The sequence below is a fragment of the Saliniferula longa genome (assembly GCF_050789285.1).
Taxonomy (GTDB): Bacteria; Pseudomonadota; Alphaproteobacteria; order Rhodobacterales; family Rhodobacteraceae; genus CAVPWP01.
This window is the reverse complement of record NZ_JBOUVX010000004.1, coordinates 356,839-375,619: the sequence shown is the minus strand read 5'-3', so window position 1 is coordinate 375,619 and position 18,781 is coordinate 356,839. Positions and strand designations below refer to the sequence as shown.

Genomic DNA, 18,781 nt, shown 5'->3' with positions numbered 1-18,781 from the left:
CCGTGCCCGGGTAGCTCAGGGGTAGAGCAGCGGATTGAAAATCCGCGTGTCGGTGGTTCGATTCCGCCCCCGGGCACCACGAGTTCCCCATATCGCTGTGGCTCCGTGTAGTGTTTGCGGATCCACGCAACTCCCTCAATGCAAGGCCTTCGGCAGGAGCTGCGATGGCGGATCATTGAAGGGCAGCTTCGCCCAGCCAAGCGGTCATTCGATCACTTCTATCAGATCACCGCTCCGAGCCGGGGCAGACCTCGATGAAGCCAGAGTCGAGACCGCAGCGAGGGTCACGCAAAAAAAATGACGCCCCGGGGCAGAGCCACGGGGCGTCCAGGAACTATCCGGGGAACCGGACGGGAGAATTCACATGTTTTCGGCTTTCCACGCCGCGAGATCGGCAGCGACCGCATCACGGTCGAAGTCGTTGGCCGAGGCGATGTAGGCGTCGTTCAGGAACGTTGCATTGTCATACATCTGGCTGATCTCTCCGGCGGTCATCAGGTCCTCCTGCAGGTTGGTCCAGACGCCGCTCCGCAGTTCGCCGTAGATGCCATTGTCGGGCTTGTGCAGCGTGAAGCCGACATCAAGCAGCAGCTGGCCCAGATCCTCGCGTATCCAGTTCTCGGGCACCGCCTGCTTGGCGATCGCGGCGACGACCTCGGGATCGGCTTCGGCGGCGTAGACGCTCTTGCCCCAGGCCTGGAAGAAGCCTTCCATCACCGGGCGCAGTTCCTCGATGCGGTCTGCGCGCATGGCGAAGGAGTTGGCCGGCAGATCACCGATCTCTTCTGGAAGAAGGTTGCGGATCTCGAGGCCTTGCGAACGGAGCGAAACAAGGTCCGACGGGCCGCCGACGATCCCCGCGACCTGCCCGCTGTCAAGCGAGTTGGCAAGAAGCGGGGCGCTTTCGCCAAGGACAACGATCTGCACCGAGTCGAGCGGGACACCGGCGATGTCAAGCGCGGTCACCAGAAGCGAGCGGTCGCTTTCACCGACGATTCCGATGGTCGTGTTGCCCAGTTCGGACAACGACTGCGCCGGGTTGTCGGCCTTGACGAACACGCCTTCGACGGCGCCGTGCATGACCTCGTACACGACATCGAGATCGATCCCGCGCGCCTGCGCCTGCACGACCTGGGGTGCGTCGAGGCTGGCGATGTCGACCGACCCGTTCTCGAGGAACGCGGTCGCCGGAAGGTCGCCGCCCGGCACAAGATCAATGACGATCCCTGCCTCCTCGAAATAGCCCAGCGCTTCGCCTACAAGGATCGGGTACCACGACGCCGTTCGCGGCACCGGGGTGAGAACCTTCAGCGTCGTGAGTTCCTGTGCGGTTGCGGGAACCGCCGCGGCGAACAAAGCGAGTGCCGCCAATCCATGTCTGAGTTTCATTCTACTTCCCTCTCTGTTGTTGCCGACCCTCCCCCGGTCGACACACGTGCGACGCAGGCCGTGGCCGCGTCATTCCATGACGGCGATGCACTGAATCTCGATCAGCATCGCGGGGTCGGCGAAGCCGGTCACAGTGACTGCGGCGCTCGCCGGGAAGTCGTCACCGAAAATCTCGGTGCGAATCTGGGTCATCGGGGTCGTGAAGCGCACATCCGTCACGAAGACGGTCATCGTCACGATGTCCTTCAGCGTCGCCCCAGCCTGGTCGAGGGTCCGCTCGAGGTTGCGGAAGCATTGCCGGCACTGGGCTTCGAAGTCGCCCTTGAGCACCGTGCCATCGTCGGACTTCAGTCCTCCGTGCCCGGCGACCCAGACGATCTTCTGCGGCCCGGTGGTGATGACGGCCGGCGAGAACGCCCGACCCTGCTGCCAGTCTCCCTTGACATAGGATCGTTCCATTGGCCCCTCCGAACGCATGCTAACGATTGCACGATATGCAGCAGTTACCTTAATGTCAAGATAAACGCGGAGGGCATGCAGCATGATCCCATCTGAGCTTTCACGGCCCGATCCAGAGGACTCCGTCACCCACCTGGTTGCCGACTGGGCCCGGGAGCGCCCCGATTTCGATCCTTTGCCCATTGGGGTCTTTGCCCGAATTCACAGGCTGTCCAGCCACCTGAGCAACCGGACGAAGGGGTGGCTTGAAGCCGAAGGCCTGACCTGGGAGGCCTTCAGTCTGATCGCCACCCTGCGCCGCCAGGGGCCGCCCTACGAGATGCGGCCGACGGATATTCTGCGCGAGTCGCTTTTGACGTCCGGCGCCGTGACCAACCGGATCGACAGGGTCGAGCAGATGGGCCTTGTCGAGCGGAGAGCCGACCTGGAGGACGGACGCGCATCGCTTGTGCGCCTTACAAAAAAAGGACTTGATGCAGCGAACGCCGCAATAGAAGTCCATCAGGCGCATCTTTGGGAAGTCTTTGGCGTTCTTGGTGGGGACGAGTTGCGCGCACTTGACGCGATGCTTGCCCGGACGCTCGCCCTGATGGAGGCCTCTGGCGGCGGGCGCGACGACGCGTAGGGATTACAGTCCGACGTGCGCGGCCTCCGGTCGGGCGTGTGATCCGCCACGAGAGGCATGTCGAGCGGGTGACGCCGGATCTTGTGGCTGCAACGGAGTCGGTTGCGCCGATCGTCCCGGCGATCGCGGGGGTCGACGAATGATCGCTTGCCTGTCCTTACCCCGGAGGGATTGCCTTGACATTAAGATACTGCAAAAGTAACGTGCAATCGTTAGCATAAACTAGGGGCTTGCGTCGATCCAAGCGGCCATGTGGCGCTGAGGTGAGCGGCACGTCGCGGAAGGAGTGGACGCCTTCTTCGGGGCTGTGGTGTGCGGCGTTTCGATTGAGGCGGGACATGACGGACAAGCATCCATGACGACCATCGGAGGTGGACGCGAATGGCCAGACAGGTGACCGCACTGGCGGCCGCACGGACGAACGAGGCGACGGCTCGTGTCGTGATCGAGGGGCGAAACACCGGCATGACCTTTCCGGGGCCGGTGGTGGCGCTGGACGATGCAAGCTTCACGATCCGGGAAGGCGAGTTCGTCTCGCTGATCGGGCCATCGGGCTGCGGGAAGTCGACTCTTCTTCGTCTCGTGTCCGGTCTGATCACACCAACCGGCGGACAGCTCAGCGTCTTTGGCAAGCCCGTCACCGGGCCTCGCGCCGAGGTCGGCATGATGTTTCAGAAGCCGACGCTTCTTGACTGGAAGTCGGTCCTCGACAACGTGCTCCTTCCCAAGACGCTTGGTCCGGGTGTCACCCGCGCGGACCGCGAGAAGGCCATCGAACTCATTCGGCTCGTTGGGCTCGAAGGCTTCGAGGTCGCCTTTCCGCGGCAACTTTCGGGCGGGATGCAGCAGCGGGTCGCTCTTGCGCGGCTGCTGAACACCGGCGCCAGCATCCTGCTTATGGATGAGCCGTTCGGCGCGCTCGACGAATTCACGCGCGAGCGCCTCAACCTTGAGCTTCTGCGGCTTCAGCGCGATCTGAAGGCAACGGTCCTCTTCGTGACGCACAACATCCAGGAAGCCGTGTTCCTTGCGGATCGGGTTTTCGTCATGACGCCGCGGCCGGGGCGGCTTGCGGCGACGGTCGACGTCCCGCTCGAGCGTCCGCGCACCATCGAGATGACCAAGACACCCGAATTCAATGATCTGGTCTTCAACATCCGTGACACCCTGGGAGGCTTCATATGAGCGAGTCGCTGACCGACATCCCGATGAAGGACGCCAAGCCGAAGCGCATTCCGGGCTGGCTTCAACACCTCATCGTCTTCGCCGTGTTCATCACGCTGTGGGAGCTTTCGGTGCGCAACGGCTGGGTTTCGGCGCTGATCCTGCCGTCGCCCTTCGCCGTCATCGCCGCCTGGTGGGAGCTTGCGATCGAGCTTGGCCTGATCTGGGAACACTTCTTCGTCACGCTGACCGAGGTCGTCCTCGGCTTTACCCTCGGCGCCACGTTCGGGCTGTCCGTCGCCATCGTCAGCGCGCTCAATCCGACCTTCCGGCGGCTCGTGTCGCCCTACATGGTGGCGCTTCAGGTCACCCCACGTATCGCCGTTGCCCCCATCATCGTGGCCTGGCTGGGGTTCGGGATGGAGCCCAAGATCGCAATCGCCGCGATCATCTGCTTCTTCCCGATCTTCATCAACTCGCTGACGGGCCTGATGAATGTCGACGAAGAGAGCCTCGAGATGTTCCAGTCGATGCGCGCGTCGCGCTGGCAGATCTTCCGCCATCTTCAGCTTCCCGGCGCCGCACCGATCATCATGGCTGGCTTCAAGACCGGGATCTCGCTGGCCCTGATCGGCGCGATCGTGGGCGAGTTCGTCTCGGCCAGCGTCGGCCTCGGTGTCCTTATTCAGAAGTTCAGCTTCCAGCTGCTTTTGCCGCAAGCCTTCGCCTGCCTCATCATGCTGACGGTCATGGGGTTGCTGCTTTACTTTGCGGCAACCTTCGCGGATCGGCGCGTTGCCTATTGGCGTCACACGGACCTGCTGCAACGCATGTCGGGCCGTCTACGCACCCGCTATGCCGACCTGCTCACCAAAAGCCCCTCGGTGCAGCCCGCGGAATAGACGGCAGGCAAGCGGCGTCGAGACAGCCGCGAGCAAGGGTAGAAGTTAGGGAACAAGGGCGGAGCTGCCGCTTCGCCCCTGTTCAATATTCTCGTCCGCTTCGCCTGAGTGTCCGCTATCCGCAGGATGCGGCCGCGATCCTTGGGAACTGGATGACGCCGGGCCAGACCATGGGCTTGTCCCGTCACGAACCGGTGTCGAGACGTCGTGCGCCGACGTGGGACATTCTTCGGACTGTATTGATCCAAGACAATAAAAGGCCCCGCCTGAGCGGGGCCGTCATTTTCGTCGCGGCGCCAGCGGCGCCTTGTCCGTCTCAGGCGAGCTGAAGGTTCGCCGCGCTTTCGCGGCCGTCACGTCCGGACTCGATGTCGAAGGTCACTTGCTGACCATCGTCAAGGGTGCGGATGCCGGCACGCTCGAGGGCGGTGGCGTGCACAAACACGTCCCTTGAACCGCCTTCAGGTGCGATGAAGCCAAAACCTTTGGTTGCGTTGAACCATTTCACGGTGCCATTGGCCATCGTGAGATCTCCTTATGTAGTGCTGCCCGCAGGATGCTGCAGCCCGGCTGGTCAGTTCGAAATCGAGAGACTGCAGCCGATAAAGGAGAACAGTGTGTCGAAGAAGAATAACGTTGCACCGTCGACATAGGGATCCCCGGCGCGGAAAGCAAGGGATATCACCGAGGGACGCGTTCAGCCCGATCTGGCCAGGCCATCGTGCCACTGTCCCATCGTCACCAGCGCGCTTGTTACATCGCCCGCGAAGCCGTCTGCCCCGGTGAGGGAAACAACATCGTCCGACAACTCGCCGATCTTGCCGCAGATCAGGATGCTGACCGCAGGGTTCACGATCCGGATCGCCGGAATGAGTCGAAGCAACGGGCTCAGGGATTTCTCGCCATGCGCGGTCAGACCGACGACGGATGCATCACTGCTGCCCAGCCTGTCGATGATCTCTTCATGCGAGGCCCCGACGATCAGGTCGATGTCCCAGCCCTCTCTCCGAAAGAGATCGGCCGCCATCGTGATGCCAATCGTGTGCTGTTCCCCCGGCACGGCCGCAAACAGCGCCGCACGCTCGGTCATCGGGCGGCTTGATCGGAACACGTCCCGCAGCCCGCGCAGGATCGCAAGGATCCGGCTTGCTCCGATCGTGACGTCCATGAACGAAATCTCGTCGGTTGCCCACATCTCGCCCAGGCGCCCTGCGGCGGCCGCCAGATAGTGGATATAGATATCTGTAACGGATGTTCCCTTGGCCTGGATCCGGGACATCATCGTCGCGCTGGCACCGGCGTCGCTCGACACCAGGGCATCGCAAAACGACTGGATCTCTTCCGGCGTCGGGGCATGCGGAGTCTTGTCAGGGGACCGGAGCTGCGTCGAGAGCCGTCTGATGACCTCCTGGGCAAGGACCTGCACGGCATCTTCGGGAAGGGCGGTCGTAAGTTTTTGCAGCCTGACGGACGAATAGACGCTTTCGTCAAGATCAAGGCGCACCTGTACCTGAAGTCCTGGTGCCACTTCCGTCTCTCCCGCTGGCTGGTCCCGGCGATTTGGGCATTCCCTGGGGCTCAAGCCTGCGCCGGATACTGGCCCCCTTCATCCGACCATACCGTGCCCGCAAAACCGGTCAACAACGATGAAGGCGATCCGCTCCAGCGGCTCATCTCTAAAGAGAGACAAGTGTCCCGGCGTCCGACAAAGGTCCAGACGGCAGGCCCATCCGTTCGCTTTCATCGACGAGTCGGGGGTGTGGGCCCTGCTGCCCTCAGCGCAGGAACAGGAGAAAGGCGGTTAGCGTGAAAATGATTGCTCCTACCGCCCAGCAGACGCGCTCAATCGATTTCTCGTGCGGAATCTTCGCGTAAGCTGCCGTGAGGCCAGCGACGGCCACCACCGAAACGATCAGGGTGGCCCAGAGCGCATAGGGGACCGCGAAGAACACCGCCACGGCAAGGGCGGCGTAGGCGACGCCGAAGGCAAGTGGCGGCTCGTTCCCCTTCACGCCGAAGCGCGCGATGATCACGCCGTGCAGGACCGCGTTCACCGCAAGAAGTGCAGTGAGTATCGAAGTCATCGCGCCACCCCCATACCCTTTGCCTCAGGCCTGGTAGCCTGAAGGAAATCGCGGGTCTGGCAAGCGCCTTTTCGCACGCCCCTTGATCGGCCGCCCCGGCTTTCTCGGACGGGAGGGGCAAGATCCTGAAATCCCGAGGGAGAGTGCGCCGAAGTCGTCCCACGCGCCGTGACGCCGCCCTTCCAAGCGCGCTGATCTTGGATATTACTAAGGGACGGGACTCGCGCGTCGGACGACTGATTTGATTTGGCAGGATGTCCCCGTGCGTGTTGGCTCCGATTTGCGGGGAAACCCAAAAACAGTTGAGTGAGAATCGATGATGCCTTTCACACGGAAGCTGGTGACTGCTGCTCTTCTTGCCGTCGGATTGACGCACCTTTCCGGACCTTCGGTCGCCCAAGATCTTGGCCCCCTTCTTCCCGGGGTGACGTTTGCGCCGAAGGCATGGGATCTCACGACCCTCGTGGATGGGCAGATACGCGCCCTTCATTTCTCGGAGGGACAGCAGGTCTCGCAGGGAGACATTCTTGTCGAACTGGACGCCACCGACGCCCGTCTTCAGACCCAACTTGCCGAGATCAAGCTGAGACGCGCGCAGGCGGCTCTTGCCCAACAGGAGGATGACCTCGGGCGTCAGAAGGAACTGGCATCCCGACAGGCGGTTTCCACTGTCGCGTTGAGAGACGCGGAGTTCGCCTATGCATCGGTGGCGCTCGACGTCGAACAGGCCGAGGCGGAACTCCTCATCGCCCGCGAGGCAGAGCGTCATCACACGATCGCCGCGCCGGCTGACGGCCTCATCTCGGCACCCGCCATTGCGGTGGGCGCGAGCTATAACCCGGCCCTCTCGGGATCTATCGCCAGGATCGTGCAACTGGATCCGATCCATGTCCGCATCTCCGTGCGCCCCGAGGACGTGGTCGAGCGTCTCGTCGAGGGGTCCTATACGCTCGAGGATGCCCGGCAACTCAGGTTCGAGATGGTTGGGCCGAACGGGGGCGTTTTCGAGGAACTTGGCGTGCCCGTCGCCGTCGGCTTCGAGATCGATCCCGAAACAGGCGAGGGCTCGGTGATCGTCGAGTTTCCCAACCCCAACGGACTGCTTCGCCCGGGACTTCCCGTGCACCTTCGGGTCAGGAATTAGGGCCAAGACACAAGGCCGCGTGGCCTCTTCCGGGCGGCCGGAATGGTCGGCACGGTTCCTGGCCTGTCGGCAAATGACAGGATGGCCTTAACCAACTCGCGTGCGGCGTCCGCAAGACCACGATGAACTGCCCGCCAGACACTGGGATCTGGCGGGACGGGGCGTTCCCCATGATCGGGCTGTCCTTGCCGGGGTGGCGGCGGGGTCCGGTCGGCAAACACGATCGGTCATTCGCTCTGGCCCTGAGCCCTTTCTGGACCGATGTGCTGATTCCGTCTCTGGACACGGGTCCAGCGCGACCGGACACGCAAGGGACGGATTTCGACCCCCTTGATCGGACCTTTGCGGGGATTTCGGGGTTTGCTGAGATTGGCCATGGCCCTGATGCGCGCGGCATCACTGCCCAGCCGGTCGGCTTGCGCCTGCAAGGCGATCTTCCTACGGTCGAAGGCATCTCCGACGGAACAGAGGTGCGCTCGTGAATACTGGTCCGATGCTCGCAGACTTTGGCGGACCTGCCGTCGCAGGCGCGCTGCCTGCAAGACGGCTGTCAGGAATCTGGAGGTCATTCCTGCCGGTCATCGTCCTGCTTTCGATGGCGGCGTGCTCGCCCTGGCCCGAGAGCTATACCAAGACGGTGACGCGCGCGCAGACCCAGACCGACGGGACATTCCTTGCACAACGCGCTCAGGCGCTTGGAAATCCCGATGACGGGCGTTCGGGGATCTACCTCGTTTCCGAAGGGCCGGAAGCGCTGGCCCTGCGCCTTGTCCTGTCGGAGATGGCCGAACGGACAATCGACGCACAGTACTATCTTCTCCACAACGATGCCTCTGGGCATCTCTTTGCCTGGAAGCTTCTCGAGGCCGCCGACCGTGGGGTGCGCGTGCGGTTGCTTCTCGACGACATGGATGTCGCCGACTATGACGCCATGTCGGCCGCACTCGATGCCCACCCGAACATCGAGATCAGGCTGTTCAATCCCTTCCGACGCGGACTGGGCAAGAACGTGGCCTCGCTTTTCGAGTTCGATCGCGTCAATCGCCGGATGCACAACAAGTCGATGACCTTCGACAACGTCGTGACGCTGGTAGGTGGGCGAAACATCGGCGACGAGTACTTCGCCGCACGCGAAGACAGCAACTACAATGACCTCGACGTGCTTGGCGCGGGCCCCATCGCCCGGGAGGTGTCGGCCACTTTCGACGACTACTGGAACAGCCCCTACGCCGTACCCGTACGCGTCGTCGTCGGAGATCGCGGGGACGATCTCAGCCTTGACGAGGCGCGTTCGCGGCTTTCACAGCTTGCCGACGAGGCAGGTCGGACGCCGTACGGCGATGCCTTGAGCCATGGCATCCGGGACCGCGTCGCCCGCGGCCGGATCGATCTCGAGTGGGTTCCCGCGACCCTGGTCGCCGACCCGGTGGAAAAGGCCGCGGGCGAAGCCGACAGCGACGAGATCGTGAGCGGCGTGATGCTGCCCTACATCATGGGCGCCGAACGGGATCTTTTCGTCTCTTCGGCGTATTTCGTTCCCCGGGACCGTGGCGTTGCCCTGCTGTCGGCCCTGAGCGAACGTGGGGTCGAGGTGTCGATCCTCACGAACTCGCTCGACTCGACGGATGTCGTCCCCGTCTACGGCCACTACGCCCTGTCGCGCGAGGAGATGCTGAGGGCCGGCATCAATCTTTGGGAGTTGCGCCCCGACGCCGAACGGCCGGACCGTGCCGCGATCGGACTGGGACTGTCGCAATCGTCGCTTCATACAAAGGCCTTCGCGATTGACCAAAGATACCTCTTCGTCGGGTCGTTCAACTGGGATCCCAGATCCGTCTGGATCAACAACGAGATGGGCGTGCTCATCGAGTCTGAGAAAGTCGCCAGCGCTGCGGTTGCAGGTTTCGAGGACAACATCAGACGAAACGCCTATGAGCTTCGGCTCGACGACGAAGGCGGCATCGACTGGATGGCACGGCGCAGCGATGGCGCGATCCTGATCTATCCGGACGAACCGGCGGACTCGGGCTGGCGCGTCTTCATGAGCCGCGTCTACGGGGCGCTTCCCATCGGCGGCCAGCTTTAGGCCGGCGGCCCTCGTTTCAAGGCTGGACCATGTGCATCCGGGCGTCCCGGCGGCCCGTTGGGATGTCGGTCCCTTGAGCTTGTGCGGAGAACGCGATGCCAGGCATGGCCGTTTCGCTGAAGATCGGACCAGATCACGTGGTGTCTGCCATGTCGCGCAAAGTGAACCTGGGCGCTGGCGCGGGCCGGAAAAGGGGACGAGATTGCCCCGGGCCTTTCGTCAGGTCTCTGGCGGGGCGATCGAAATGGCGCGGGAGTTCTCGGGAAGCCCGGCTTTCGGGGCTTCCGGCAGGAAGGTCACCTCGCCCGTCGGAAGAAGGACGCCAAGAAGCAGGGCATCGGGCACGCGCTCACGCCACATTTCGAAGTCGAATTCGTCGGTCATGCGCGTCAGGCGAACCGTCCATCCCTCGGACATGAGGCCCTCGAGGTGCTCGAACGTGCGTCCGCCGCCTATCACGCGCCCCGACAGGCTGGGGGGAAGCGCGTGGCGGGACCGGTTGTCCGTGGGTCTTGCCAGCCGCCAGACCTCGTCCCTTCCGAACTCGGGGCCGAGGTCGGCGACGACAAGGGTGTTGTAGGCGTCGTTGTCCGTTGCGGCCAGAACGGTGCGATACTCGAGAAACTCAACCGAATGCTCGGCGGCCTCGCCCAGAATATCCCCATAGAAGGTTGGGATGCCCGCTGATCTGGCGCGCCGCAGGTTCGTGCGGTTGGGGTCGGTCACCAGGACCGGAATCCCGGCGTTCTGAAGGGACTCGCCCAACCCGGTGGTGAAGCGGGACCCCCCCACAAGAAGAACGCCGGGCGACTCTCCGCCCGAGACACCAAGCGCGCGCGCCATCGGCGTCAGGCTGAAGCCATGAAGCACGACCGTCCCGACCACCAGGGCGAAGGCAAGCGGCGCGACGAGAGCCCCGTCCGGGACGCCTGCCGCCGCAAGCCGTTCTCCGAACAGACCGGCGACGGCGATGAGGACGATGCCTCTCGGCCCCGTGAACGCGACGAGGGCGCGTTCCCTCCAGGGTAGGTCGGTGCCAATGAAGGAGGCGAACACGGTCAGCGGCCGCACCAGTAGGACCACCGCCAGGACGAACAGCGCCGAGCGCCACGTAAGCTGGGCGAGCGCCGAGAAGTCGAGCGAGGCCGCCAGCAGGATGAAGAGGCCGGACACCAGAAGGACTGTCGCATGTTCCTTGAAGCGCCGGAGTTCTTCATAGGACGGCAGGTTGGCGTTCGCGATGACCAGCCCCATGACCGTCACGGCAAGAAGACCGCTCTCGTGCAGGACGATGTCGGCCAGCGCGAAGGCCGAAAGGACCGCTGCGAACAGCACCGGGACCTTCATGTATTCCGGGACAAGCGCGTCGCGGAACATCCAGACGATCGCGCGCGCGGCGGCATAGCCCAGCAAGGCCGCGAAGGCGATGCCGAACACCATCGCACCGAAGCCCACTTCGTCCACTCCGCGAAGCGCCAGCACGACCTGGAACGCGATGACCGCGGCCATGGCACCGATCGGGTCGTTGACGATGGCTTCCCATTGCAGAAGGGCCGCCGGCCTGCGCTGCAGCCGCGCCTGCCGCAGCAGCGGCGCAATGACCGTCGGACCGGTCACGATCATGATGCCACCGAAGACCACCGAGGATTCCCAGGTCAGACCGGCGCCATACCGGAGCGCCAGCGCCGAGAGAAGCCAACCGAGCGGAGCCCCGATCACGACCAGCCTGAGAACGCCGCGCCCCGCGTCTCCAAGTTTCTTGAAGTCGAGCGTCAGCCCGCCTTCGAACAGGATGATCGCGACAGCCACGGCAATCAGCGGCGCAAGCAGCGACCCGAACTCGGCCGCCGGATCGAGGATGCCCGTCACCGGTCCGACGACGATCCCGGCCGCCAGCATGAGGACGATCGCAGGAAGCTGGAAGCGCCACGCAAGCCACTGCGACCCTACGCCGAGGGCGCCCACAAGCGCGATGGCGGGGATCGTTCCGGAAATGACGCTCGATGCTTCAATCGCCATGTCATGCCGTTCCCGGTCGCACCGGCGCCCAGGCCGACGCCCGAATCCATGTCCGAAATGTGGAGCGAGCGCAATTCGATAGACGCGATTCCAGGGGTGCAGGTGCGTGGTGCGCCGAAGCGGCGGAACGGACACCACGCCCACCTCGCCCGCGACCGGGCGGCGCCGGTCCTTCCCGCCCATGGTCGTGCGCCGATCAGATCAGGTAAGGCATCAGCAGTGTCGCAAGGCTGAGGACCAGGAAGAAGCCGGCCATGTCGGTGATCGTCGTCAGCAGCGGACCGGACGCGACAGCCGGATCCTGCCCGATGCGCTTGAGGGCAAGAGGCACCACGCCGCCGATGGACACCGCGATGACCGTGTTGAGCGCGAGCGCAATGCCGATCACGACACCGAGCCACGGATTTCCCTTCCAGGCCCAGGCGACAAGGCCGATCAGAATTCCCAAGGCGAGGCCGTTGATGACCCCGACCGACGCCTCCTTGACCCAGACCCGGAAGGCATCCCTGGGCCGAACGAGGCCAAGCGACAACTCGCGCATCGTGACGCCGACAGCTTGGTTGCCTGAACAGCCCGACATGTCCGACACCATCGGCAGGAACACCGCGATGGCGATGACCGCGGCCAAGGTTTCCTCGTAGGCCGAAATGACGCTCGCCGCGATGATGTTGAGGATGATGTTGGCCGAAAGCCAAGCAAGCCGCCGTCTTGACCGCAGCCAGATCGGCATCGAGCGAAGCTCGTCGCCGACCTGCTGACGCTTCAGGCTTTCGCTTTCCGCCCTTTCAAGCGCCGCGTCCCGGACGCCGTCCCGGCTGACAACGCCGACCAGACGACCGTCCGCCTCGACCACGGGCAGGCCGAGGAAGGGGTATTCGTCGAAGAGGTCCTCAAGCTCCAGAAGCGTGGCCGTCACCGGCACGGTCAGCGGCGGGACCATGATCGAGGTGAGCTTCTCGGATCTCCGGGCGGTGAGAAGTCCGCGTAGCGACACGACGCCCACCGGACGCCCGTCTGCATCGAGGACGTAAGGATGCTGTCCGCGGTATCGTTCGAAATCGTCGTCTTCCTCGACGAAGCTGCGCAGGACCATTCCGACCGTCGCGGTGTCCTGAAACTGGAACGCCTGTGCCACCATCAGGCCGCCGGCGGTGTCGTCCTCGTACTCGACAAGGCGGCGGACATCCGCGGCGTCCTCGGGCTCCATCTCCGCAAGAATTGCTTCGGCGTCGTCCTTGTCGAGGTCGCCGATCAGGTCGGCCTGCAGGTCCGAGTCGAGTTCCTCGATGATTTCGGCGGCACGCTCGGACTCGAGCCGTTCGACAAGGTCCGTGGCCGCCGCGTGGGGCGCCTCCTCGACGAGCGCGGCGGCCAGTTCGGTGGGCACGAGTTCCAGCAGCGTGTCCCGATCTTCGGCCGACAGCGCCAGAAGTTGGCGCAGGGCAGCCGAGATCGGCAACGGATCGAGCAGCGCGGCAAGTTCCTCTCCGTCCCGGGCGTCGACTGCGGCCTTCACCCGTTCGCGCATGGTTACAGTGCGCTCATCGCCGCCCGCCTCGGGGGGCTGAGGGTCGATCAGGAGGGTGTCTCCGGTGTCCTTGTCTTCGCTCAAGTTCCCCTCCTTTGCGTGAGGCGTCGGTCGTCGGTCCATGCCTCGGGACGGCGGCTCCGACCCATCAGATCAGGTGGCATGGTCGTGGTCCAGAACGGCCGCCGGCTTGGGCCGGTTCCCGATCTCGGACAGCCATGGAAGATCGGCACCGGTGGCGGTCGCAAGCCACTCAGGCCTGGGTCTGCTCAAGGCCGGTCTCTTGGGACACACGCCACTTCGGGAAGAACTGCGCGCGGGTCATCCGACGCTTCCCTTTTCGCCGGAAGAAGTCGCCCCCACGGCGGGTATCGGGGCAACGGTCATGCGGACGATCTGCGGTGCGTCGAGGCGCTTCCCGCAGGTCGCAAGCAAGGGTCGGAGGCATCATTCAGTGCCCCCTTCATCCGGGGCGATCCCTTTTCCGCCGGGCGTTGGCAGAACCACGGCGCTCCGCAGGTGCAGGTCGTGTTGCGGATAGGGAATCTCGATGCCGTGTTCCTGGAACCTGCGCCACATCCCGAGCAGGACATCGCTTGCCACATTGGCGACGCCCTCCTCGGGATCATCGATCCAGAACCGCAACTCCAGGTCGATCGAGCTGTCTCCGAAGCCGCGCATCAGGCATCGCGGCGGCGGATCCTTCAAGACGCGTGGAACATCCAGCGAGGCTTCGACGCTTAGCCTGCGCGCCAGTTCCACATCCGCCTCGTAGGAGATCCCGAAGGGGATCCGCCGGCGGATCGGCTTGTCCGAATGGGACCAATTCGTAAGCGGATTGGCCATCAGGACTTCGTTGGGAATAAGCGTCTCGGTCCCGTCCCGCGTCAGCACCGACACATAGCGCGTGGTCATCTTGCGGACCTGCCCGTAGGTCGGACCACTCACGGTCTCCACCTCGATGACATCGCCCGGCTTGATCGATTCATCGGCCAGAAGGGTATAGCTTGCGATCAGGTTCTCTACGGTCCGTCGCAGGCCAAGACCGACGCCGACGCCGACCGCGCCCGAGAAGATGGCAAATGCGGTCAGGTCGATGCCGACCGCCGACAAGGCGATGATCACGGCCAGAAACAGCAGGACCAGACGCAGAAGTCTGACCACCAGAAGTCTGAGGGCCACGCTCATCTTTCGGGACTTCTGCAGCCGCCGTTCGAAAGCGGCGGCCAAGGCATTTGCCGCCCAGACAAGGACGGCCGCCAGCATCAGCGCCTTTGCAATGCTCCACGCCGTTATGTTGACGGCCCCGATCGTGACCCCGGTGGCCCGAAGCCATTCGATCACGACATCCAGAAGCCCGACAGCGTTGAGCGCCGCCACGATCCAGGCGACCCACGAGAACACCTTGCTCCAGTATGCCGAGGGGATGAAGATCGAAACGATGTTGATCGCGATGAAGGCCAGCAGCAGACTTGAAACCAGCCTCAGGAACTGGATCGGCCAGCCGATTGCTTCGAAGACGTTGATCGTGACGCCAAGAAAGAGAACCCACACGACCGGCAGCGAGATCGCGGCAACGGTACGGACAAGGCGCTGCACCGCTGGCCCCAGCTTACGTTCGCGGCTCGTGTCTTCGAGGAGGCGCTTGAATCGGCTGTGAAGAAGCCAGGCAAGTGTGAAGGTGACGCCGATTGCCGCCAGCTGATAGAGGGACTCGAGGGTGAGCAGATTGGCGTCGAGCCAGTCGTAGATGCGCCGAAGCTGCGCCCCGGCCAGATCGGCGAATTCCTCGATCTCCTGCTCGACAATTGTCTGGTCTTCGCCATCCATCACGTCGGTCCCTTGCGTCGCGCGGCACCCATCCGGTCTGCCGTGTCGGGTCAGCCCCGGGGCAGCCCCGAGATGCCATTGTCCGGGCAGGCCCGCCGCGTGTCCAGTGATGCGCGCACGCGGCCCTATCTCCCACGCAAGGACCGTGCCGCCCGACAAAGACGGCGCAAGGCGCGGTCCTGACGCTTTCGGTCCGCGATTGCGCATGTTTCCACGGCCGGTCGATCGGGTCACACCCCGGCGCAATCACGGGTGGGGCGCTGCGTGCGACGAACTCGCGCGGGCGCGGCCGGGCTATCGCTTCGCGAAAGCCCTCAGCGTCGCCCGGGTGCCCGACGCCCAGATGTGCGACAGGCAACCCTCGAAGGCCTCAGCGAACCTCGTGTCCTGCGCAAGATCACCGTAGATGTGGCCTTGTTCAAGCCAGGCGCGGGGCCGTGTCCGTGCCTTGCGCGCCGCGGCTTGAAGGGACTCCCAGCTCGGGTCGTTCGGCGCGATCGTCGTGCCGTCCTCGCGAAGGCCCGCGCACATCCGGGACCAAAGGGCCTCGGTCAGGGCCAGTCCTTCGACCTGGCCCCCGGCAGCGAGCGCATCCCGAAGGATCGGAAGGATGAAGCCAGTGTGCCGGGACGAGCCGTCGAAGGCGACGCGTCGTGCAGTATCGTGGATCGACGGGTTCGAGAATCGCCGTTCGATGAGTTCGGCATAGGCGCCAGGGGTCATGCCGGGGACGGGCGCGACGTACGGGACGATCTCGTCCTGCTGGACCTTGTGGAAGAAGGCGCGGATGTCGGGATCGGCCATGCAATCGGCAATCGTCCCGCAGGACAGGAGTTCACCCGCGTTGGCGAGGACCTGATGACCACCGTTCAGGATGCGGATCTTCATCCGCTCGTAGTCGTGCACGCGGTCCGAAAAGGTCGCGCCCACCCGGTCCCAGTCGGGACGGCCGGCACAGAAGTCATCCTCGATCACCCACTGCCGGAAGTTCTCGTGCGTCACCGGGGCGGCGTCGTCGATGCCCAGGCGCCGGACCAGCGCGATCTCGCCGGGGCCCGTCGCGGGCACGATGCAGTCGACCATGGAATTCGGGAAGCTGCAGTGGCGGTCGATCCACGCGGCCAGGTCCGGGTCCGACAGGCGGGCAAGCGACACGACGGTCTGCCTGAGGATCGCGCCGTTGCCCTGCAGGTTGTCACAGCACTGGCCGGTGAAGGGCCCGTGACCTTCGTCGCGCCGGCGTCGCAACGCGGCGATCATCGCACCGAAGGCGGTACGGGGCGCAGACGGGTGCTCGGCATCGTGGCGGATATCGGGGTGGGTCGCGTCGAAGCCCCCGGTCACGGGGTCAAGGAAATAGCCGCCTTCGGTGACCGTAAGAGAGACGATGCGGATGCGCGGGTCGGCCATGGCGGCGATCAGCGAACCGTTGCCGTCCTCGATCGGAAGGAAGCCGATCATTGCGCCAGTCACCTCGGCCGCCGTTCCGTCGGGGTCAAGCTCGATCAGCGTGGTCAGGCAATCCTGCGCAAGAAGCTTCTCTCGCGTCGCGCCGTCCTGTGGGCGCACGCCGGCGCCAAGGATCGCCCAGTCCTGCGCATGCCCCTCCTGCATGAGGCGGTGAAGGTACCACGCCTGATGCGCACGGTGAAAATTTCCAAGCCCGATGTGGACGATGCCGGGGGTAAGCCGCGCGCGGTCATAGCGGGGGCGGAGGATCGCCTCCGGCAGATCGGAAAGGGTGGCGTTCCGCAGCGGGACGGGCTGTGTGGCGCTCAGCTCATCCATTGGCCGCCGTCCACGTTGTAACACTGGGCCACGATGTACTCGGCCTCGGCGCTGGCAAGGAAGACCGCCATCCCGGTAAGGTCCTCGGCCCGGCCCATCCGGCCGTAGGGAACGCTGGACCCCACTTCCTTCTTCTTCTGTCCGGGGGCCTTTCCTTCGTATTTCGCGAAGAAGGCGTCGACCCCGTCCCAGTGTTCGCCGTCCACGACGCCCGGCGCGATGGCGTTCACGTTGATCCCATGCGGGATCAGGTTCAGCGCAGCCGACTGCGTAAGACTGATGACCGCCGCCTTCGTGGCGCAATAGACGGCCACCAGCGGTTCGCCCCGCCGACCGGCCTGGCTTGCCATGTTGATGATCCGGCCACGGATGCCGCGCTCGATCATGTGGCGCGCGACCGCCTGCAGCGTGAAGAGCGTGCCGGCCACATTGATGTCGAAGACGCGTTGATAGTCCTGGCGCGTGATCTCGACGATCGGGGCCGCGGTGAAGATTGCGGCGTTGTTGATCAGGATGTCGATGCGGCCAAGTGCCGATACCGTTTCGGTCACCGCGCGGTCGATGCTGTCCTGACGGGTCACGTCCATCTCGACCGCGACCGCATCGGGCCCAAGTTCTTTGGCGGACGCGCGCGCCCGGACGATGTCGATGTCGGCGATGGCGACGCGCGCACCCTCGCGGAGGTACGCCTCGGCGAAGGCAAGCCCGATCCCGCGTGCGGCGCCCGTGATGAGGGCCGTCTTTCCGTCGAGCCGCTTCATGCGATCCGCAGCCCCTTCTGGTCGAACCGGTGGAACTGGTCCTCGCGCGGGCTGAGCCGGATGCGGTCGCCGTGGCGGAAATCGACCTCGCCCGAAGCCCGGACGGTCAGGACGCCCCCGAGGCCGGTGTCGTGGATGTGAAAGAAGGTGTCCGAACCCAGGTGTTCCGCGACACCCACGCGACCTTCCCAACGCCCTCCATCCGAGACGACGTCGATGTGCTCGGGACGAATGCCGATCGTGTGCGCGCCAAGCTTCTGCGCCTCGGCGCCTTCGATGAAGTTCATGCGCGGAGATCCGATGAAGCCCGCCACGAACAGGTTTCGTGGTTCGCGGTAGAGTTCGAGAGGGCTGCCGACCTGTTCGATGTTGCCCGCGCGCAGAACCACGATCTTGTCGGCCATTGTCATCGCTTCGACCTGGTCGTGGGTCACGTAGATCATCGTGGTTTGGAGCCTTTTGTGAAGCTCGCTGATTTCAAGCCGCATGCCGACACGCAGCGCGGCATCGAGGTTCGAAAGCGGCTCGTCGAATAGGAACGCCGCCGGTTCCCGCACGATCGCGCGGCCAATGGCCACGCGCTGGCGCTGGCCGCCCGAAAGCTGGCCGGGACGGCGTTCAAGATAGTCGGTCAGGTTCAGGACGGCGGCCGCGTTCTTTACCCGTTTGTCGATTTCCTCTTGCGGAAGCTTCGCCATCCGAAGAGGAAAGGCGATGTTCTTTCGGACCGACATGTGCGGGTAAAGCGCGTAGGACTGGAAGACCATGGCGAGCCTCCGCTTGGCGGGCGGAACCATCGTCGCGTCTTCCCCGTCGATCCGGATCTTGCCGCCCGACACATCTTCGAGCCCCGCAATCAGGCGCAGGAGGGTCGATTTCCCGCAGCCTGACGGGCCCACGAAGACCACGAACTCGCCATCCTCGATCTCGAGGTCGAGCGGCGGGATCACGGTCACCTCGCCGAAATTCTTCATTACCTTGTCGAGTACGATGCGTCCCATG

Annotated in this window: 17 protein-coding genes and 1 tRNA gene; 7 read left to right on the top strand and 11 right to left on the bottom strand. The window is 64.3% G+C overall.

Annotated features, from left to right (window positions below):
* Window positions 1-4: 4 nt before the first annotated feature.
* Window positions 5-79: transfer RNA gene (locus ACRDNQ_RS18385), tRNA-Phe, on the top strand.
* Between the two features lie 281 nt (window positions 80-360).
* On the opposite strand, the gene ACRDNQ_RS18380 is transcribed toward ACRDNQ_RS18385, so the two are convergent.
* Together ACRDNQ_RS18380 and ACRDNQ_RS18375 are read right to left on the bottom strand one after the other, a co-directional pair.
* Window positions 361-1,389, bottom strand: coding sequence for an ABC transporter substrate-binding protein (locus tag ACRDNQ_RS18380; protein ID WP_431830169.1), 1,029 nt, complete (start codon window positions 1,387-1,389; stop codon window positions 361-363).
* Window positions 1,390-1,458: 69 nt separating this feature from the next.
* Entirely contained in the window at window positions 1,459-1,848 is a 390-nt protein-coding gene (locus tag ACRDNQ_RS18375; protein ID WP_431830168.1) for a RidA family protein, read from the bottom strand.
* An 82-nt stretch (window positions 1,849-1,930) separates the two neighbouring features.
* Between ACRDNQ_RS18375 and ACRDNQ_RS18370 the strand changes: the two genes are divergently transcribed.
* The 3 genes from ACRDNQ_RS18370 (at window position 1,931) to ACRDNQ_RS18360 (ending at window position 4,539) form a co-directional block, all read left to right on the top strand.
* The gene (locus tag ACRDNQ_RS18370) at window positions 1,931-2,473 is read left to right on the top strand and encodes a MarR family winged helix-turn-helix transcriptional regulator (protein WP_431830167.1); all 543 of its coding nucleotides are present in this window, start codon (window positions 1,931-1,933) and stop codon (window positions 2,471-2,473) included.
* A gap of 381 nt (window positions 2,474-2,854) precedes the next feature.
* On the top strand, window positions 2,855-3,658 hold the full coding sequence (locus ACRDNQ_RS18365; RefSeq protein WP_431830166.1) for an ABC transporter ATP-binding protein: 804 nt from the start codon (window positions 2,855-2,857) through the stop codon (window positions 3,656-3,658).
* Complete coding sequence (locus ACRDNQ_RS18360) at window positions 3,655-4,539, top strand: ABC transporter permease (protein WP_431830165.1); 885 nt, start codon at window positions 3,655-3,657, stop codon at window positions 4,537-4,539. The genes ACRDNQ_RS18365 and ACRDNQ_RS18360 overlap by 4 nt, the downstream gene beginning before the upstream one ends.
* A gap of 316 nt (window positions 4,540-4,855) precedes the next feature.
* Here ACRDNQ_RS18360 and ACRDNQ_RS18355 read toward each other — a convergent pair whose 3' ends face one another.
* From ACRDNQ_RS18355 to ACRDNQ_RS18345, 3 genes are all read right to left on the bottom strand, one after another.
* Window positions 4,856-5,062 (bottom strand): cold-shock protein, encoded by a 207-nt coding sequence (locus ACRDNQ_RS18355; protein ID WP_431830164.1) that lies wholly within the window; start codon window positions 5,060-5,062, stop codon window positions 4,856-4,858.
* A gap of 174 nt (window positions 5,063-5,236) precedes the next feature.
* Complete coding sequence (locus ACRDNQ_RS18350) at window positions 5,237-5,965, bottom strand: cobalamin B12-binding domain-containing protein (RefSeq protein ID WP_431830163.1); 729 nt, start codon at window positions 5,963-5,965, stop codon at window positions 5,237-5,239.
* A 349-nt stretch (window positions 5,966-6,314) separates the two neighbouring features.
* Window positions 6,315-6,623 (bottom strand): hypothetical protein, encoded by a 309-nt coding sequence (locus ACRDNQ_RS18345; protein WP_431830162.1) that lies wholly within the window; start codon window positions 6,621-6,623, stop codon window positions 6,315-6,317.
* Between the two features lie 367 nt (window positions 6,624-6,990).
* Here ACRDNQ_RS18345 and ACRDNQ_RS18340 point away from each other — a divergent pair, with 367 nt between their 5' ends.
* The 3 genes from ACRDNQ_RS18340 (at window position 6,991) to ACRDNQ_RS18330 (ending at window position 9,853) form a co-directional block, all read left to right on the top strand.
* Window positions 6,991-7,767: an efflux RND transporter periplasmic adaptor subunit gene (locus ACRDNQ_RS18340; protein ID WP_431830161.1), complete on the top strand. Its 777-nt coding sequence runs from the start codon at window positions 6,991-6,993 to the stop codon at window positions 7,765-7,767.
* Between the two features lie 170 nt (window positions 7,768-7,937).
* Entirely contained in the window at window positions 7,938-8,249 is a 312-nt protein-coding gene (locus ACRDNQ_RS18335) for a hypothetical protein (RefSeq protein ID WP_431830160.1), read from the top strand.
* A gap of 113 nt (window positions 8,250-8,362) precedes the next feature.
* Entirely contained in the window at window positions 8,363-9,853 is a 1,491-nt protein-coding gene (locus tag ACRDNQ_RS18330; protein ID WP_431830159.1) for a phospholipase D family protein, read from the top strand.
* A gap of 219 nt (window positions 9,854-10,072) precedes the next feature.
* On the opposite strand, the gene ACRDNQ_RS18325 is transcribed toward ACRDNQ_RS18330, so the two are convergent.
* From ACRDNQ_RS18325 to ACRDNQ_RS18300, 6 genes are all read right to left on the bottom strand, one after another.
* Window positions 10,073-11,872, bottom strand: coding sequence for a cation:proton antiporter (locus tag ACRDNQ_RS18325; protein ID WP_431830158.1), 1,800 nt, complete (start codon window positions 11,870-11,872; stop codon window positions 10,073-10,075).
* A gap of 196 nt (window positions 11,873-12,068) precedes the next feature.
* Window positions 12,069-13,484, bottom strand: coding sequence for a magnesium transporter (mgtE, locus tag ACRDNQ_RS18320; protein WP_431830157.1), 1,416 nt, complete (start codon window positions 13,482-13,484; stop codon window positions 12,069-12,071).
* A 363-nt stretch (window positions 13,485-13,847) separates the two neighbouring features.
* Window positions 13,848-15,230, bottom strand: coding sequence for a mechanosensitive ion channel family protein (locus tag ACRDNQ_RS18315; RefSeq protein WP_431830156.1), 1,383 nt, complete (start codon window positions 15,228-15,230; stop codon window positions 13,848-13,850).
* A 294-nt stretch (window positions 15,231-15,524) separates the two neighbouring features.
* On the bottom strand, window positions 15,525-17,018 hold the full coding sequence (locus tag ACRDNQ_RS18310) for a mannitol dehydrogenase family protein (RefSeq protein ID WP_431830155.1): 1,494 nt from the start codon (window positions 17,016-17,018) through the stop codon (window positions 15,525-15,527).
* Window positions 17,006-17,779: an L-iditol 2-dehydrogenase gene (locus ACRDNQ_RS18305; protein ID WP_431830154.1), complete on the bottom strand. Its 774-nt coding sequence runs from the start codon at window positions 17,777-17,779 to the stop codon at window positions 17,006-17,008. Before ACRDNQ_RS18305 ends, ACRDNQ_RS18310 begins: the two co-directional genes overlap by 13 nt.
* On the bottom strand, window positions 17,776-18,780 hold the full coding sequence (locus ACRDNQ_RS18300; RefSeq protein ID WP_431830153.1) for an ABC transporter ATP-binding protein: 1,005 nt from the start codon (window positions 18,778-18,780) through the stop codon (window positions 17,776-17,778). Before ACRDNQ_RS18300 ends, ACRDNQ_RS18305 begins: the two co-directional genes overlap by 4 nt.
* Window position 18,781 lies beyond the last annotated feature (1 nt).

Excerpts from the sequence above, each read along its gene's own strand:
- ACRDNQ_RS18345 (WP_431830162.1), bottom strand. The coding sequence starts at position 6,623 with ATGACTTCGATACTCACTGCACTTCTTGCGGTGAACGCGGTCCTGCAC.
- ACRDNQ_RS18300 (WP_431830153.1), bottom strand. The coding sequence starts at position 18,780 with ATGGGACGCATCGTACTCGACAAGGTAATGAAGAATTTCGGCGAGGTG.
- ACRDNQ_RS18330 (WP_431830159.1), top strand. The coding sequence starts at position 8,363 with ATGGCGGCGTGCTCGCCCTGGCCCGAGAGCTATACCAAGACGGTGACG.
- ACRDNQ_RS18370 (WP_431830167.1), top strand. The coding sequence starts at position 1,931 with ATGATCCCATCTGAGCTTTCACGGCCCGATCCAGAGGACTCCGTCACC.
- ACRDNQ_RS18310 (WP_431830155.1), bottom strand. The coding sequence starts at position 17,018 with ATGGATGAGCTGAGCGCCACACAGCCCGTCCCGCTGCGGAACGCCACC.
- ACRDNQ_RS18335 (WP_431830160.1), top strand. The coding sequence starts at position 7,938 with ATGATCGGGCTGTCCTTGCCGGGGTGGCGGCGGGGTCCGGTCGGCAAA.
- ACRDNQ_RS18315 (WP_431830156.1), bottom strand. The coding sequence starts at position 15,230 with ATGGATGGCGAAGACCAGACAATTGTCGAGCAGGAGATCGAGGAATTC.
- ACRDNQ_RS18360 (WP_431830165.1), top strand. The coding sequence starts at position 3,655 with ATGAGCGAGTCGCTGACCGACATCCCGATGAAGGACGCCAAGCCGAAG.
- ACRDNQ_RS18355 (WP_431830164.1), bottom strand. The coding sequence starts at position 5,062 with ATGGCCAATGGCACCGTGAAATGGTTCAACGCAACCAAAGGTTTTGGC.
- ACRDNQ_RS18375 (WP_431830168.1), bottom strand. The coding sequence starts at position 1,848 with ATGGAACGATCCTATGTCAAGGGAGACTGGCAGCAGGGTCGGGCGTTC.
- ACRDNQ_RS18305 (WP_431830154.1), bottom strand. The coding sequence starts at position 17,779 with ATGAAGCGGCTCGACGGAAAGACGGCCCTCATCACGGGCGCCGCACGC.
- ACRDNQ_RS18380 (WP_431830169.1), bottom strand. The coding sequence starts at position 1,389 with ATGAAACTCAGACATGGATTGGCGGCACTCGCTTTGTTCGCCGCGGCG.
- ACRDNQ_RS18325 (WP_431830158.1), bottom strand. The coding sequence starts at position 11,872 with ATGGCGATTGAAGCATCGAGCGTCATTTCCGGAACGATCCCCGCCATC.
- ACRDNQ_RS18365 (WP_431830166.1), top strand. The coding sequence starts at position 2,855 with ATGGCCAGACAGGTGACCGCACTGGCGGCCGCACGGACGAACGAGGCG.